This is a genomic window from Bradyrhizobium sp. Pha-3 (genome assembly GCF_042258325.1).
In the GTDB taxonomy this organism is placed as follows: Bacteria; Pseudomonadota; Alphaproteobacteria; order Rhizobiales; family Xanthobacteraceae; genus Bradyrhizobium; species Bradyrhizobium elkanii.
This window is the reverse complement of record NZ_CP170151.1, coordinates 9,236,761-9,250,997: the sequence shown is the minus strand read 5'-3', so window position 1 is coordinate 9,250,997 and position 14,237 is coordinate 9,236,761. Positions and strand designations below refer to the sequence as shown.

Genomic DNA, 14,237 nt, shown 5'->3' with positions numbered 1-14,237 from the left:
GAAGCAACCTTCGCTCAGTTGGGATCAGATAACGAGGGTCCCAGAGCTAACGGTCTTCAGCCGGGGCAGCAATGCTTCCGTCGGCGCAGGCCCATGCAGCACGCGGCGCATGCGTTCGCCAAGCGAACCAGCCGCTGAAAGAGCAATGGTCCGCCACGTGTCGCGGCGGACCATTGCGTGATGTGGAATTAGACGACGCTCAGCTTGACGTCGACATTGCCGCGGGTCGCGTTGGAATAGGGGCACACATGGTGGGCCTTCTCGACCAGCGCTTCGGCGTCGGCGCGGGAAAGGCCGGGCAGCGACACCGCGAGCTCGACGGCGAGGCCGAAGCCGCCTTCCGAGCGCGGGCCGATGCCGACCGTCGAGGTCACCGAAGCGTCGGCGGGAACCTTGGGGCCGCCCTGCGAGGCCACGAACTTCATCGCGCCGATGAAGCAGGCGGCATAGCCGGCCGCGAACAGCTGCTCCGGATTGTTGCCGGCACCGCCGCCGCCACCGAGCTCCTTCGGGGTCGTGAGCTTGACGTCGAGCGCGCCGTCGAGCGTTGCCGCATGGCCGTCGCGGCCGCCGGTCGCCTTGGCGCTGGTCTTGTAGAGCACGTTCACAGACATCGTGGTCTCCCTTGGTGGGGTGGGCTTGAACTTGACGACGCATGTATTGCACGCAAATAGATTGTGCACAATATAAAATATGCGGCCTCACATTTAATTGTTCGCAATTGAATCCGCGGTCCCGAGAGCCCAGAATGACCCGGAAACGAGATGGATTCGATGGGAATCATGGCCAGGAAACCGACGGCGGCGGATCAGGCGCTGCGGCTCGATAACCAGATCTGCTTTGCGGTCTATTCGACCGCGCACGCCTTCAACCGTGTCTACAAGCCGCTGCTCGACCGGCTCGGGCTGACCTATCCGCAGTATCTCGTGATGCTGGCGCTGTGGGAGCGCGACGACGTGGCGGTGAAGGACCTCGGCGAGCGCCTGTTCCTGGATTCCGGCACGCTGACGCCGCTCTTGAAGCGGCTGGAGGCGGCGGAGTTGATCAAGCGGACCCGCAGCACCGCGGACGAGCGGGTGGTGCTGATCGCGCTGACGCCGCAGGGCCACGCGCTGCGCGACAAGGCCAAGGCCGTGCCGCAATCGATCCTCGCGGCCTCGGACTGCACCGTTGGCGAACTGATGGCGATGAAGGACGAGATCGTCGCGCTGCGCGACCGGCTGAACGCGGTGCTGGGGGAGTAGGGGGCGGGCAGCGGCTTCGCCCTTTCGGCTGCGCCGCGGCAGCCTTCGCTCACTTCGCTACGAGGGACTTTCCGGGCTTGCCGAGCCGTAGCTCGCGCAGCGAGCGAAGGCTGGTGGAGCCAGGCGGGATCGAACCGCCGACCTCTTGCATGCCATGCAAGCGCTCTCCCAGCTGAGCTATGGCCCCTTGTCCAGTAGGGATGATCCTGGGGGATCAATCCCGGCCCGCGCGGCCTACACGACTCGCGCGGCAGCACCGTTGATCATAGATCGGCACCGATCTCAAGTCTCTTCGTCGCCGCCGACGTCACCAATAATGTCGGTCACGTCCTCATCGCCCTCTTCCTCGTCGGCGATGAAGGTCGAATCGTCGTCGTCATCGTCGTCGATGGTCTCATCGACCTCGATATCGTCCTCGGATTCGGGAACCTGGGCCTTGACCTTCCCGGTGTTCTCCTCGGCATCGGCCTCCTCGAGCGAGACCATCTCCTCGGCCTCGGCGGGCTCCGGCATGTCGGCTGCGGTCGCAGGCGAAGTGACGGTCGCGCCACGGCCCCGCGGCGGGGCGACCGGCGCGATCGGCACGACTTCGCCGGTATAGGGCGAGATCACCGGATTCTTGTTGAGGTCGTAGAACTTCTTGCCCGTGGTCGGGCAAATGCGCTTGGTTCCGAGCTCGGACTTGGCCACGTGGTAATCCCAGAATTTTCCTGAAAAACGGAGCTTCACTTGGCTAGTTGAGAGGCTGCTGTCAATAGCGGTTTGCGCGCAAGTGACGGGCGCGTGACGTGGTGTTGCCTATGTGATACCTGCCGCGGCGCGAGAGGACACAATCTTGGCCCAATCTGACACCCCGACCCCGCTGGAATCGCGCACGTGCGGCCCCCTGGCCGGCACCGTCCGCGTTCCCGGCGACAAATCGATTTCCCACCGTGCGCTGATCTTGGGGGCGCTTTCGGTCGGCGAAACCCGCATTTCCGGCCTTCTGGAGGGCGAGGACGTCCTCAATACCGCCAAATCCATGCGCGCGCTGGGCGCGAAAGTGGAGCGGACGGCGCCGTTTACCTGGTCGGTCGCAGGCGTCGGCGTCGGCGGCTTCGCCCAGCCTGCCGCGCCGCTCGATTTCGGCAATTCCGGCACCGGCTGCCGGCTGGTGATGGGCGCGGTGGCCGGCTGCCCGATCGCGGCCATTTTCGACGGCGACGCCTCGCTGCGCTCGCGGCCGATGCGCCGCATCCTCGACCCGCTGGAGCTGATGGGCGCCCGAACCAGCGACATCCGGGAGGGCGGCCGGCTGCCGCTCACCCTGCACGGCGCCCGCTATCCGGTGCCGATCGTCTACAAGACGCCAGTCGCCTCGGCCCAGATCAAGTCCGCGGTGTTGCTGGCGGGGCTCTCCGCGCCCGGCATCACCACAGTGATCGAGCAGGAGGCGAGCCGCGACCACACCGAGCTGATGCTGAAGCATTTCGGCGCCGAGATCTCCTCCGAGAAGGAAGGCAGCCACGGCAGGCGAATCTCGCTGAACGGCGAGCCCGAGCTGCACGGCGCCAACGTCGTGGTGCCCGCCGATCCGTCCTCCGCGTCGTTCCCGATCGTGGCCGCACTGATCGTCGAAGGCTCCGACGTCGTGTTCTCCGACGTGATGACCAATCCGCTGCGCACCGGCCTGTTCAGCACGCTGCGCGAGATGGGCGCCTCGATCGAGGAGAGCGATGTGCGCGGCGATGCCGGCGAGCCGATGGCGCAGCTGCGGGTGCGGGCCTCGAAGCTGAAGGGCGTCGAGGTGCCGCCGGAGCGCGCGCCGTCGATGATCGACGAATATCTGGTGCTGGCGGTCGCGGCCGCCTTCGCCGAGGGCACCACGATCATGCGCGGCCTGCATGAGCTGCGCGTCAAGGAATCCGACCGCCTTGAAGCAACCGCCGACATGCTGCGGGTCAACGGCGTCAAGGTCGAGGTGTCCGGCGACGATCTGATCGTCGAGGGCCGCGGCCATGTTCCAGGCGGCGGTCTTGTTGCCACCCATATGGACCATCGCATCGCGATGTCGGCGCTGGTGATGGGCTGCGCCTCCGATCGGCCGGTGAAGATCGATGATACCGGCTTCATCGCCACCAGTTTTCCGGATTTCATCCCGATGATGCGCGCGCTCGGAGCTGATTTCGCATGATCATCGCCATCGACGGACCCGCCGCCTCGGGCAAGGGCACGCTCGGCAAGCGGCTCGCCCACCACTACGGCTACCGCCATCTCGACACCGGCGTGATCTACCGCGCGGTGGCCTATGCGATGATGCAAGCCGGTGCCGAGCTCAGCAACGAGGTGCTGGCCGTGGCTGCGGCGCTCGAGCTCGACCCCGAAAAGTTCGGCAATCCGATCCTGAAGACCCAGAAGGTCGGCGATGCCGCCTCGGTGGTGTCGGCCATTCCGCAGGTTCGCGAGGTGCTGGTGAACTTTCAGCGCCAGTTCGCCGCCGATCCGCCCGGTGCGGTGCTGGATGGACGCGACATCGGCACCGTGATCTGCCCCGATGCCGACGTGAAGATCTTCGTGGTCGCCGACCCCCGCGTGCGGGCGCGGCGGCGCACACTGGAGGCGCGCGCCCGCGGCGAGGACGCCGACGAAGAGGCGGTGCTCGCCGACATCCTCAAGCGCGACGAGCGGGACAAGAACCGGGCGATTGCACCCTTGCGGCCGGCTCCGGACGCCCACACGCTGGACAATTCCAATCTGGACATCGAGGCCGGCGTCCGCGCCGCCATCGCCATCGTCGAGGCCGCGCGCGCCAGGCGCTAGAATCGCGGGCCGTCGCGGCGCTTTCGGCCCGAAAACCCAGCAAAATGGGGCATTTCCTGCTTGCCGAAAGCAGCCTGCAGGGCTATATCAGCGCCGTTCGGAGCAGCATCGACCATGTCGAGGCCGTGTCTGAGCGGGCCGGCGATGGGTTTGAACCAATCTCAAACGAAACCAACGCCGCATCTGGAGGAACGCCCGCTCCCAGGTCTTGCAGTCGATATTTTCGTTTCAGGCTCCGGATCAATCATACGTACCGAACGTGCAGTCTTGCTGCCGGCCCGCTGTTGCACCTCCTGCAATAAGCGGTCGTCAGGGTTTGCGGAGCCCTGACACTTCACGCACGGTGCGCCCATCAACCCGAACTGCCGGCGAGATCCCGCATCTGGAGAACAAATGGTTTCGAATTCTGCGTCTTCCTATACTCCCACCCGCGATGATTTCGCGGCGATGCTTGATGAATCCTTTGCCGGCGGCAATTTGCAGGAAAGCTCCGTCATCAAGGGCAAGGTGGTTGCAATTGAGAAGGACATGGCCGTCATCGACGTCGGCCTGAAGACCGAAGGTCGCGTTGCGCTGCGCGAATTCGCCGGCCCCGGCCGTGAAAGCGATCTGAAGGTCGGTGACGAAGTCGAGGTGTTCCTCGACCGTATCGAGAATGCGCTCGGCGAAGCCGTGCTGTCGCGCGACAAGGCGCGCCGCGAGGAAAGCTGGGGCAAGCTCGAGAAAGCGTTCCAGAACAACGAAAAGGTCAACGGCGTCATCTTCAACCAGGTCAAGGGCGGCTTCACGGTCGACCTCGACGGTGCGGTGGCCTTCCTGCCGCGCTCGCAGGTCGACATTCGTCCGATCCGCGACGTTGCGCCGCTGATGAACAATTCGCAGCCGTTCCAGATCCTCAAGATGGACCGCCGCCGCGGCAACATCGTGGTGTCGCGCCGCACGGTTCTCGAAGAGACCCGCGCCGAGCAGCGCCAGGAGCTGGTGCAGAACCTCGAAGAGGGTCAGGTGATCGACGGCGTGGTCAAGAACATCACCGATTACGGTGCGTTCGTTGATCTCGGCGGCATCGACGGCCTGCTGCACGTGACCGATATCGCCTGGCGCCGCGTCAACCACCCGACCGAGGTGCTGACCATCGGCCAGACGGTCAAGGTCAAGATCATCAAGATCAACCACGAGACGCACCGCATCTCGCTCGGCATGAAGCAGCTCTTGGATGATCCGTGGCAGGGTATCGAAGCCAAGTACCCGCTGGGTGCCCGCTTCACCGGCCGCGTCACCAACATCACCGACTACGGCGCGTTCGTCGAGCTCGAGCCGGGCATCGAAGGCCTGATCCACGTCTCCGAGATGTCGTGGACCAAAAAGAACATGCACCCTGGCAAGATCGTTTCGACCTCGCAGGAAGTCGAAGTGCAGGTGCTGGAAGTGGATTCGGTCAAGCGCCGCATCTCGCTCGGCCTCAAGCAGACCATGCGTAATCCCTGGGAAGTCTTCGTCGAGAAGTTCCCGGTCGGTTCGGTGGTCGAGGGCGAGGTCAAGAACAAGACCGAGTTCGGTCTGTTCCTGGGTCTCGAGGGCGATGTCGACGGCATGGTCCACCTCTCCGACCTCGACTGGAAGCTTCCGGGCGAGCAGGTCATCGACAACTTCAAGAAGGGCGACATGGTCAAGGCCGTGGTGCTCGATGTGGATGTCGAGAAGGAGCGGATCTCGCTCGGCGTCAAGCAGCTCGAAGGCGACCCCTTCGCCGAGCCGGGCGACGTCAAGAAGGGCGCGGTCGTGACCTGCGAAGTGCTCGAAGTGAAGGAGAGCGGCATCGAGGTCCGGATTTCGGGCACCGAGTTCACCACCTTCATCAAGCGGTCCGAGCTGGCCCGCGACCGCAACGACCAGCGCGCCGAGCGCTTCGCCGTCGGCGAGAAGGTCGATGCCCGCGTCATCCAGTTCGACAAGAAGGCCCGCAAGGTGCAGGTCTCGATCAAGGCGCTGGAAGTCGCCGAAGAGAAGGAAGCCATCGCGCAGTACGGCTCCTCCGACTCGGGTGCGACGCTTGGCGACATCCTCGGCACCGCGCTGAAGAACCGCGGCACCGACAAGTAAGCGTTCGTGCGATTGAGGCGAACAATCGGGGCCCCGGCGCAAGCCGGGGCCCTTTTTGTGGGTCTTGCCGCGTAGCCCGGATGGAGCGAAGCGCAATCCGGGACTTTCTATCCGTGCTGCTGAAGCCTCCCGGATTACGCTTCGCTCCATCCGGGCTACGGATTTGTCTTCTCCTTCCCCCTGAAAGGGGGAAGGTCGGGATGGGGGTCAGCCGCGACTGACGCTGTATGTGGAGGGCGCAGATCCCCACCCGCTTTGCTCTCGCGAGCAAAGCGACCTCCCCTTTTCAAGGGGAGGTTGGAGCCTTGTTTTCTTCATATTGCGTCGCAATTGATGTATTTGGCTAAGCTGATAGTGACGCTGCGACTGCAAAACGCGCGGATTGCGCGCTGACCATTTCTGGAGAGATCGGATGTCGCTGGATTCAGACGTGATCGTCGATCGCCGCCGCATCAGGCGCAAACTGACGTTCTGGCGCGTCGCCGCCGCGGTCATTGCGATCGCGGCCATCGTCGGCGTGGGCGTGGTTGCCGCCGGCGGACGCGGCACCTTTTCGACATCGAACACGATCGCGCGGGTCAATATCGACGGACTGATCCGCAGCGACCAGGATCGCGTCGAGGCGCTGGAGCGGCTCGGCAAGTCGAGCTATGCGGCTGTTGTCGTGCACATCAATTCGCCCGGCGGCACCACGGCGGGCTCCGAGCAGCTTTACGACTCGCTGATGCAGCTGAAGGCGAAGAAGCCGCTTGTCGTCGTGGTCGAGGGATTGGCCGCCTCGGGCGGCTACATCACGGCGATCGCCTCCGATCATATCGTCGCCCAGCAGACCTCGCTGGTCGGCTCGATCGGCGTGCTCTTCCAGTATCCGAACGTTTCGGAATTGCTCAAGACGGTCGGCGTGAAAATGGAGGAGATCAAATCTTCCCCGCTGAAGGCGGCGCCCAACGGCTTCGAGCCGACCAGCCCGGAGGCTCGCGCCGCGATCGACGGTCTCGTCAAGGACTCCTATGCATGGTTCCGTGGATTGGTGAAGCAACGGCGCGGCATGGACGATGCCCTGCTGGAGAAGGTCGCGGACGGACGCGTCTTCACCGGCCGGCAGGCGGTCGATCTCAAGCTGGTCGATCAGCTGGGAGACGAGAAGACCGCGATCGCCTGGCTGGTTGCGGAGAAGAAGGTCAAAAGCGACCTGCCGGTGCGCAATTACAAGCTTAATCCGCGGTTCGGCGACCTGACCTTCCTGCGCACGGCGGCGTCCGTGACGCTCGATGCGTTCGGTCTTGGCGCGATCGCGCGGCGGATCGAGCAGGGTGGCGTGGCCGAGGCAGTCGACCGGTTCGGGCTTGACGGCATGCTGGCGCTGTGGAGCCCGGCTGGAACCAACTGATCGGCTGCCAAGGGCGTGCTCGTCAGGCTATTCCCGCTCTGCGGGAATCGCTGCATGCCCCAATTGGGCTATTTGTCACGTGATTTCACGACGCTCTAAATCGATTTAGCGTCTTGACAGTGCACGGCATTTTCACGGAAATGGGTTTCCGCAAGAGCCCGGATCCCACTTTCGATGATCAAATCCGAACTTGTTCAGCGTATCGCCGAGCACAACCCGCATCTCTACCAGCGGGATGTCGAGAACATTGTGAATGCGATTCTCGATGAAATCGTCGCGGCGCTGGCTCGTGGCGACCGTGTCGAACTGCGCGGTTTTGGCGCATTCTCGGTGAAGCACCGCCCGGCGCGCGCCGGCCGCAATCCACGCACCGGCGAGCATGTGCCGGTCGACCAGAAGAGCGTGCCGTTCTTCAAGACCGGCAAGGAAATGCGCGAGCGCCTCAACCGCGACGTGACCGAGGCGGGCGCCGCCAAGGTCGATGCGCCCAAGGCTGATGCTTAAGGTCGACGCGTAAGGCGCGACGTCAGGCGTTGCCGTGTTGCGGGCGATACGCCCGCATTTGCTCCATCGCTGCGAGAGATGGTCATGCGAAAGTTTTTCACGGCAGTGGTCGTCATTCCGCTCGGACTGATCTTCATCATTTTTGCAGTCGCCAACCGCCACTGGGTGACGGTGTCGTTCGATCCCTTCAATTCGGTGACCCCCACGGTTGCGGTCACGCTGCCGCTGTTCGTCGTCATCATCGCCTCCGCGATCCTGGGCGTGATCGCGGGCGGCATCGGAACCTGGTTCAAGCAAGGGCGCTGGCGCCGCGCCGCCCGGCAGCACGAGGCCGACGCCCGTCACGTCCGCGCCGAGCTCGCCGACCTCAGGGCCGCCGCCTCCCGGGACGACGCGCAGCGCCGTCCCGCCGCGGCCCTATCAGGCTTTTACGGGGCCGCCGGGCGAGACAAGCAGGGCGCGACGTTGTAGAACCCGCCCCGTCGGACCGGGGTCCACCCCGGTTCCGGCCGCCCGAAAACCCGTTTTGAGGCCCGTTTCGAGACCATGCCCCTGCTCGTCAAAATCTGCGGCCTGTCCACGTGCGAGACGCTCGACGTCGCGCTTGAGGGCGGCGCCGACATGGTGGGGTTCGTGTTCTTTCCGCCGTCGCCGCGTCACATCAGCCTCGAGACCGCGCGCGAGCTCGGCAGCCGTGCCAAGGGCCGCGCCGTCAAGGTCGCGCTGACCGTCGATGCCGACGATGCGACGCTTGAGAACATCGTCGAGACGCTGCGGCCGGATATCCTGCAATTGCACGGCAAGGAGACCACGGCGCGGCTGCGCGATATCAAGGCGAAGTTCGGCCTGCCGCTGATGAAGGCGCTGCCGGTCGAGACCGCAGCCGATCTCGCCCCGCTGCCGGGCTATGCCGGCGTCGCCGACCGTATCCTGTTCGATGCCCGCGCGCCGAAGGATGCCACGCGGCCGGGTGGCCTCGGCGCGCCCTTCGATTGGCACGTGCTGGAAAATCTCGATCTCGCGCTGCCCTACATGGTCTCCGGCGGGCTCAACGCCGACAACGTCACTGAAGCTGTCCGCGTCACGCGCGCCGGCGGCGTCGATGTCTCGTCGGGCGTCGAGGGCACGCCCGGCGTCAAGGATCCCGAATTGATCCGCGCCTTCATCCGCGCCGCGCGCGCAACCCAAGAACTGATGGTTCGATGAATCCAAACCTGCCCAATTCATTCCGCAGCGGCCCAGACGAGCGCGGGCATTTCGGCATTTTCGGCGGACGCTTCGTCGCGGAAACGCTGATGCCGCTGATCCTCGATCTCGAAAAGGCCTATGCCGACGCCAAGGCCGATCCGGCGTTCCAGGCCGAGATGAACGTCTATCTGAAGGACTATGTCGGCCGGCCCTCGCCGCTCTATTTCGCCGAACGGCTCACCCAGCATCTCGGCGGCGCCAAGATCTATCTGAAGCGCGAGGAGCTCAACCACACCGGCTCGCACAAGGTCAACAATGTGCTCGGCCAGATCATGGTCGCGCGCCGCATGGGCAAGAAGCGCATCATCGCCGAGACCGGCGCCGGCCAGCACGGCGTGGCGACGGCGACGCTGTGCGCGCGGTTCGGGCTCGAATGCGTGGTCTATATGGGCGCGGTCGACGTCGAGCGGCAGCAGCCGAACGTGATCCGCATGGAGATGCTGGGCGCCAAGGTCGTCCCGGTGCAGTCGGGCGCGCGGACGCTGAAGGACGCGATGAACGACGCGCTGCGCGATTGGGTCACCAACGTGCACGACACCTTCTATTGCATCGGCACGGTGGCGGGTCCGCACCCCTATCCGATGATGGTGCGTGATTTCCAGTCGATCATCGGCCACGAAACCCGCAAGCAGATGCAGGAGGCCGAGGGCCGCCTGCCGGATTCGCTGATCGCCTGCATCGGCGGCGGCTCCAATGCGATGGGCCTGTTCCATCCGTTCCTCGACGATCCCTTGATCGAGATCTTCGGCGTCGAGGCAGCCGGTCACGGACTGACGCAACTGCATGCCGCTTCGCTCGCCGGCGGGCGTCCCGGCGTGCTGCATGGCAACCGCACCTATCTCTTGATGGACGCCGACGGCCAGATCGAGGAAGCGCATTCGATCTCTGCGGGCCTCGATTATCCTGGCATCGGCCCGGAGCACGCCTGGCTGCACGAGACCGGCCGCGTGAAGTATCTCTCGGCGACCGACGAGGAGGCGCTGGCCGCATTCCAACTGCTGTCGCGGCTGGAGGGCATCATCCCCGCGCTGGAATCGGCGCACGCCATCGCGAAACTGTCCGAGCTCGCACCGCAGCGGCCCAGGGATCACCTGATGGTGGTCAACCTCTCGGGCCGCGGCGACAAGGACGTGCCGCAGGTCGGCGACATCTTGAAGGGCAGGAAGAAGTGAAAGGCCGGGGACGTTTCTCTTACCTCTCCCCATTGGGGAGAGGTCGGCTGCGCAGCAGCCGGGTGAGGGGTCTTTCCGCTCACTCGAACCGGAGCGATGTTTCTATCATCTCAAGTACGCCTTCGAGATTCTTGTACACGTCGGTGTTGGAGACCCGAACGAGGAGAAAGCCGCAAGCTTCAAGGACTTCCGTCCTCGCTTGGTCGCGTTTCATCTCTGATGACGTTGAATGCGTCACACCATCGACTTCAACGATCAGCTTGCCGTCAAGCGTAACGAAATCAACAATGTACCGGTCAATCGGGTGCTGGCGACGAAATTTCCATCGCGCCAATCTTCGGTTGCGCAGTGCCTGCCAAAGCTTCGCTTCGGCGCTCGTCTGTGACGCCCGGAGGCTTCGCGCTCTCGCCTTGAATCGCTCCATCCCCCTCACCCGGCTGCTGCGCAGCCGACCTCTCCCCGGAGGGGAGAGGTATAGCACAGCGACTGTCACACCATGACCACCCGTATCGACGCACGTTTCGCCGAGCTGAAGCAGCAGGGCCGCTCCGCTTTCGTCACCTTCGTGATGGCCGGCGATCCCGACGCCAAGAACTCGCTCGACATCCTCAAGGCGCTGCCGAAGGCCGGCGCCGACGTCATCGAGATCGGCATGCCCTTCACCGATCCGATGGCCGACGGCCCCTCGATCCAGGCCGCCGGTTTGCGCGCGCTCAAGGGCGGCATGACCTTGCGCAAGACGCTGGCGATGGTCCGCGACTTCCGCAAGGAGGACAACGCCACGCCGATCGTGCTGATGGGCTACTACAATCCGATCTACATCTACGGCGTCGACAGCTTCCTGGCCGATGCCAAGACCGCCGGCGTCGACGGCCTGATCATCGTCGACCTGCCGCCGGAAGAAGATACCGAGCTCTGCATCCCCGCGATGAAGGCCGGGCTGAACTTCATCCGGCTGGCGACGCCGACCACGGACGACAAGCGCCTGCCGGCGGTGCTCGCGAACACTTCGGGCTTTGTCTATTACGTCTCGATCACCGGCATCACCGGCGCTGCGACGGCCGATTCGAAGGTGGTCGCCGAAGCCGTGGCCCGCATCAAGCGGCACACCAAGCTGCCGGTCTGCGTCGGCTTCGGCATCCGCACCCCGGAGACGGCGCGCGCGATCGCCGAGAACGCCAACGGCGCCGTGGTTGGCACTGCGATCGTCGATGTGGTGCGCGCCAACCTCGATGCCGAGGGCCGCGCGACGCCGAAGACCGTGAGCGCGGTGGCGGACTTGGTGTCGGCGCTGGCGCAGGGGGTCCGGGGCGCCAAGCAGGCCGCTGAATAAGCCACATTTTGCGGCGACAAGGCCGCCAATGGCGGCTTGCCGGGCTCGCCCGGCCCGCCATATATCCAGCTGGTGCGGAACCGATCCGCATTTCGGAGCGAACCATGAATTGGCTCACCAACGTCGTCCGGCCGAAGATCCGCAACATCCTGCGCCGCGAGACGCCGGAAAACCTCTGGATCAAGTGTCCGGATTCCGGGCAGCTTGTGTTCTACAAGGACGTCGAGGCCAACCAGTTCGTCATCCCCGGCTCGAACTACCACATGCGCATGGGCGCGGTGGCCCGGCTGAAGTCGATCTTCGACAACGAGACCTGGTTCGACGTCGCGCTGCCCGAGGTGACGGCCGATCCGCTGAAATTCCGCGACGAGCGCAAATATGTCGACCGCATCAAGGACGCCCGCACCAAGACCGGGCTGAACGACGCGATCAAGGTCGGCTACGGCAAGCTCGAGGGCGCCGGCGTCGTGGTCGCGGTGCAGGATTTCGATTTCATGGGCGGCTCGCTCGGCATGGCTGCCGGTGAAGCCATGGTGCGCGGGCTCGAGCTCGCGGTCGAGAAGAAGTCGCCCTTCATCGTGTTCGCCGCATCCGGCGGCGCGCGGATGCAGGAAGGCATTCTGTCGCTGATGCAGATGCCGCGCACCACCGTCGGCGTGCAGATGCTGCGCGAGGCGCGCCAGCCCTACATCGTGGTGCTGACCAATCCGACCACCGGCGGTGTCACCGCGTCCTATGCGATGCTCGGCGACATCCAGATCGCCGAGCCCGGCGCGCTGATCGGCTTTGCCGGCGCGCGCGTGATCGAGCAGACAATCCGCGAAAAACTGCCGGACGGCTTTCAGCGCGCCGAATATCTGCGCGAGCACGGTATGGTCGACATGGTGGTGCACCGCCACGAGATGAAGGCCACGCTGGCGCGACTGTGCCGCCTGCTGACCAAGGCGCCGCCGCTTGAATCCGCATCGAAGCCCAAGGCCGCAGTCACCGAGCCGGCCCAGATCGTCACGGCGCCGGAGACGGTGCCGGCCGCGCCGCACGCGTGACCGCCAGCGCCGCCTCACCGCAGGCCTCCCTCGAGGCCTTGATCGCGCGGATATCGGCGCTGCATCCCAGGCGCATCGATCTCGGCCTCGATCGCATGCGCGGCCTGATAGAGCGGCTCGATCATCCCGAGCGCAAGCTGCCGCCGGTGATCCATGTCGCCGGCACCAACGGCAAGGGCTCGACCATCGCCTATCTGCGCGCGATCCTGGAGGCGTCGGGCCTGCGCGTGCACGTCTTCACCTCGCCCTATCTGGTGCGGATCAACGAATGCTACCGGCTGGGCGCCACAGGCGGCGGCAAGCTCGTCGGTGACGATGAGCTGCGCGAGACGTTCGAGCACTGCGAGCACGTCAACGCCGATAGTCCCATCACCATCTTCGAGATGGAAACGGCGGTGGCGTTCTGTCTGTTCGCCAGGCATCCTGCCGACGTCGCATTGCTCGAGGTCGGGCTCGGCGGCCGGCTCGATTCGACCAATGTGGTCGAGGCGCCGCTCGCCTCGGTGATCGCGCCGGTGAGCATGGACCACATGGAATTCCTCGGCGACAATCTGACGGCGATCGCCGGCGAGAAGGCCGCGATCATCAAGCGCAAGGTGCCGGTGATCTCGGCCGAGCAGGCGCCGGATGCGATGGCCGTGATCGAGGCGGAGGCGAACCGCATGCGCGCGCCGCTGCATGCGGCCGGCCAGCAATGGCATGTCGGCGTCGAGCGCGGCCGGCTGGTGTATCAGGACGAGCGCGGCCTGCTGGATCTCGCCGCGCCGAAACTGTTCGGCCGGCACCAGTTCGACAATGCGGGCCTCGCGATTGCGACGCTGCGCGCGATCGACAAGTTCAAACTCAACATCGCGGCCTTTGAAGCCGGCATCGTCAATGCGGAATGGCCGGCGCGAATGCAGCGGCTGGTTTCCGGCGCGCTGGTCGGCCAGGGGCCGCAGGGCTCCGAGGTCTGGCTCGATGGCGGGCACAATGCCGAGGGCGGCCGCGTCGCGGCCGCGGCGCTCGGCGATCTCGAGGAGCGCGTGTCGCGGCCGCTGGTCGTGATCGCAGGGATGATGGCCAACAAGGACGCCAACGCTTTCCTCGCCAATTTCGCCGGACTGACCCGCCACATCATCGCGGTCCCGGTGCCCGGCCGCGACAACGGCATGGCGCCGGACAGGCTCGCTGACGCCGCGCGAGCGCTCGGCATGCGGGTCGAGATCGCTGATGGCGTCGCCGCCGCGCTGCAACGGCTTGCGATGCTGGCCTATGAGGTGCCGCCGCGCATCCTGATCACGGGCTCGCTGTATCTCGCCGGCCCGGTGCTTGCGGCCAACGGCACGCCTCCTGCATGATGGCGGTGTCGTAGCCCGGATGGAGCCAACGGGTCGCGCGAACGCGCGCCCGATGACA

The 14,237-nt window shown here is 65.2% G+C and carries 15 protein-coding genes and 1 tRNA gene; 12 read left to right on the top strand and 4 right to left on the bottom strand.

Annotated elements, in window-relative coordinates; genetic code table 11:
* Positions 1-188: 188 nt before the first annotated feature.
* Positions 189-614, bottom strand: coding sequence for an organic hydroperoxide resistance protein (locus ACE10X_RS44075; protein ID WP_028341711.1), 426 nt, complete (start codon positions 612-614; stop codon positions 189-191).
* A gap of 168 nt (positions 615-782) precedes the next feature.
* On the opposite strand from ACE10X_RS44075, the gene ACE10X_RS44070 reads away from it, so the two are divergent.
* Positions 783-1,244, top strand: coding sequence for a MarR family winged helix-turn-helix transcriptional regulator (locus ACE10X_RS44070; protein WP_038382647.1), 462 nt, complete (start codon positions 783-785; stop codon positions 1,242-1,244).
* Between the two features lie 111 nt (positions 1,245-1,355).
* Here the strand turns inward: ACE10X_RS44070 and ACE10X_RS44065 are convergent.
* Together ACE10X_RS44065 and ACE10X_RS44060 are read right to left on the bottom strand one after the other, a co-directional pair.
* A tRNA-Ala gene (locus ACE10X_RS44065) sits at positions 1,356-1,431 on the bottom strand.
* A 95-nt stretch (positions 1,432-1,526) separates the two neighbouring features.
* Entirely contained in the window at positions 1,527-1,934 is a 408-nt protein-coding gene (locus tag ACE10X_RS44060) for a TIGR02300 family protein (RefSeq protein WP_028341708.1), read from the bottom strand.
* 145 nt (positions 1,935-2,079) lie between these two features.
* On the opposite strand from ACE10X_RS44060, the gene aroA reads away from it, so the two are divergent.
* The 8 genes from aroA to trpB all read left to right on the top strand — a co-directional run bounded on the left by aroA (position 2,080) and on the right by trpB (position 10,460).
* Entirely contained in the window at positions 2,080-3,417 is a 1,338-nt protein-coding gene (aroA, locus tag ACE10X_RS44055) for a 3-phosphoshikimate 1-carboxyvinyltransferase (protein WP_304557383.1), read from the top strand.
* On the top strand, positions 3,414-4,043 hold the full coding sequence (gene cmk, locus ACE10X_RS44050) for a (d)CMP kinase (protein WP_018269281.1): 630 nt from the start codon (positions 3,414-3,416) through the stop codon (positions 4,041-4,043). Before aroA ends, cmk begins: the two co-directional genes overlap by 4 nt.
* Before the next feature lie 393 nt (positions 4,044-4,436).
* Positions 4,437-6,146, top strand: a complete 1,710-nt coding sequence (rpsA, locus tag ACE10X_RS44045) for a 30S ribosomal protein S1 (RefSeq protein ID WP_018269280.1) — start codon at positions 4,437-4,439, stop codon at positions 6,144-6,146.
* 412 nt (positions 6,147-6,558) lie between these two features.
* Positions 6,559-7,536, top strand: a complete 978-nt coding sequence (gene sppA / locus ACE10X_RS44040) for a signal peptide peptidase SppA (protein WP_028341705.1) — start codon at positions 6,559-6,561, stop codon at positions 7,534-7,536.
* A gap of 174 nt (positions 7,537-7,710) precedes the next feature.
* Positions 7,711-8,040 (top strand): integration host factor subunit beta, encoded by a 330-nt coding sequence (locus ACE10X_RS44035; RefSeq protein WP_016847379.1) that lies wholly within the window; start codon positions 7,711-7,713, stop codon positions 8,038-8,040.
* An 84-nt stretch (positions 8,041-8,124) separates the two neighbouring features.
* Complete coding sequence (locus ACE10X_RS44030; protein ID WP_038382643.1) at positions 8,125-8,511, top strand: lipopolysaccharide assembly LapA domain-containing protein; 387 nt, start codon at positions 8,125-8,127, stop codon at positions 8,509-8,511.
* Between the two features lie 75 nt (positions 8,512-8,586).
* Positions 8,587-9,246, top strand: a complete 660-nt coding sequence (locus ACE10X_RS44025) for a phosphoribosylanthranilate isomerase (protein WP_038382641.1) — start codon at positions 8,587-8,589, stop codon at positions 9,244-9,246.
* The gene (gene trpB / locus ACE10X_RS44020) at positions 9,243-10,460 is read left to right on the top strand and encodes a tryptophan synthase subunit beta (protein WP_038382640.1); all 1,218 of its coding nucleotides are present in this window, start codon (positions 9,243-9,245) and stop codon (positions 10,458-10,460) included. Before ACE10X_RS44025 ends, trpB begins: the two co-directional genes overlap by 4 nt.
* Before the next feature lie 79 nt (positions 10,461-10,539).
* Here trpB and ACE10X_RS44015 read toward each other — a convergent pair whose 3' ends face one another.
* Positions 10,540-10,884: an endonuclease domain-containing protein gene (locus tag ACE10X_RS44015; protein WP_038382639.1), complete on the bottom strand. Its 345-nt coding sequence runs from the start codon at positions 10,882-10,884 to the stop codon at positions 10,540-10,542.
* Positions 10,885-10,956: 72 nt separating this feature from the next.
* Here ACE10X_RS44015 and trpA point away from each other — a divergent pair, with 72 nt between their 5' ends.
* The 3 genes from trpA to ACE10X_RS44000 all read left to right on the top strand — a co-directional run bounded on the left by trpA (position 10,957) and on the right by ACE10X_RS44000 (position 14,179).
* Positions 10,957-11,793 carry a tryptophan synthase subunit alpha gene (gene trpA / locus ACE10X_RS44010; RefSeq protein ID WP_038382638.1) on the top strand — a complete coding sequence of 279 codons (837 nt, stop codon included), beginning with the start codon at positions 10,957-10,959 and terminating at the stop codon, positions 11,791-11,793.
* A 104-nt stretch (positions 11,794-11,897) separates the two neighbouring features.
* Positions 11,898-12,839, top strand: coding sequence for an acetyl-CoA carboxylase, carboxyltransferase subunit beta (gene accD / locus ACE10X_RS44005; protein ID WP_038382637.1), 942 nt, complete (start codon positions 11,898-11,900; stop codon positions 12,837-12,839).
* Positions 12,836-14,179, top strand: a complete 1,344-nt coding sequence (locus tag ACE10X_RS44000) for a folylpolyglutamate synthase/dihydrofolate synthase family protein (RefSeq protein ID WP_038382636.1) — start codon at positions 12,836-12,838, stop codon at positions 14,177-14,179. The genes accD and ACE10X_RS44000 overlap by 4 nt, the downstream gene beginning before the upstream one ends.
* The last annotated feature ends 58 nt before the right edge of the window (positions 14,180-14,237 follow it).

What these genes read in the sequence shown, in the direction of transcription:
- ACE10X_RS44075 (WP_028341711.1), bottom strand. Translation starts at nt 614, where the DNA reads ATGTCTGTGAACGTGCTCTACAAGACCAGCGCCAAGGCGACCGGCGGC.
- ACE10X_RS44070 (WP_038382647.1), top strand. Translation starts at nt 783, where the DNA reads ATGGCCAGGAAACCGACGGCGGCGGATCAGGCGCTGCGGCTCGATAAC.
- cmk (WP_018269281.1), top strand. Translation starts at nt 3,414, where the DNA reads ATGATCATCGCCATCGACGGACCCGCCGCCTCGGGCAAGGGCACGCTC.
- rpsA (WP_018269280.1), top strand. Translation starts at nt 4,437, where the DNA reads ATGGTTTCGAATTCTGCGTCTTCCTATACTCCCACCCGCGATGATTTC.
- sppA (WP_028341705.1), top strand. Translation starts at nt 6,559, where the DNA reads ATGTCGCTGGATTCAGACGTGATCGTCGATCGCCGCCGCATCAGGCGC.
- ACE10X_RS44035 (WP_016847379.1), top strand. Translation starts at nt 7,711, where the DNA reads ATGATCAAATCCGAACTTGTTCAGCGTATCGCCGAGCACAACCCGCAT.
- ACE10X_RS44030 (WP_038382643.1), top strand. Translation starts at nt 8,125, where the DNA reads ATGCGAAAGTTTTTCACGGCAGTGGTCGTCATTCCGCTCGGACTGATC.
- ACE10X_RS44025 (WP_038382641.1), top strand. Translation starts at nt 8,587, where the DNA reads ATGCCCCTGCTCGTCAAAATCTGCGGCCTGTCCACGTGCGAGACGCTC.
- trpB (WP_038382640.1), top strand. Translation starts at nt 9,243, where the DNA reads ATGAATCCAAACCTGCCCAATTCATTCCGCAGCGGCCCAGACGAGCGC.
- ACE10X_RS44015 (WP_038382639.1), bottom strand. Translation starts at nt 10,884, where the DNA reads ATGGAGCGATTCAAGGCGAGAGCGCGAAGCCTCCGGGCGTCACAGACG.
- trpA (WP_038382638.1), top strand. Translation starts at nt 10,957, where the DNA reads ATGACCACCCGTATCGACGCACGTTTCGCCGAGCTGAAGCAGCAGGGC.
- accD (WP_038382637.1), top strand. Translation starts at nt 11,898, where the DNA reads ATGAATTGGCTCACCAACGTCGTCCGGCCGAAGATCCGCAACATCCTG.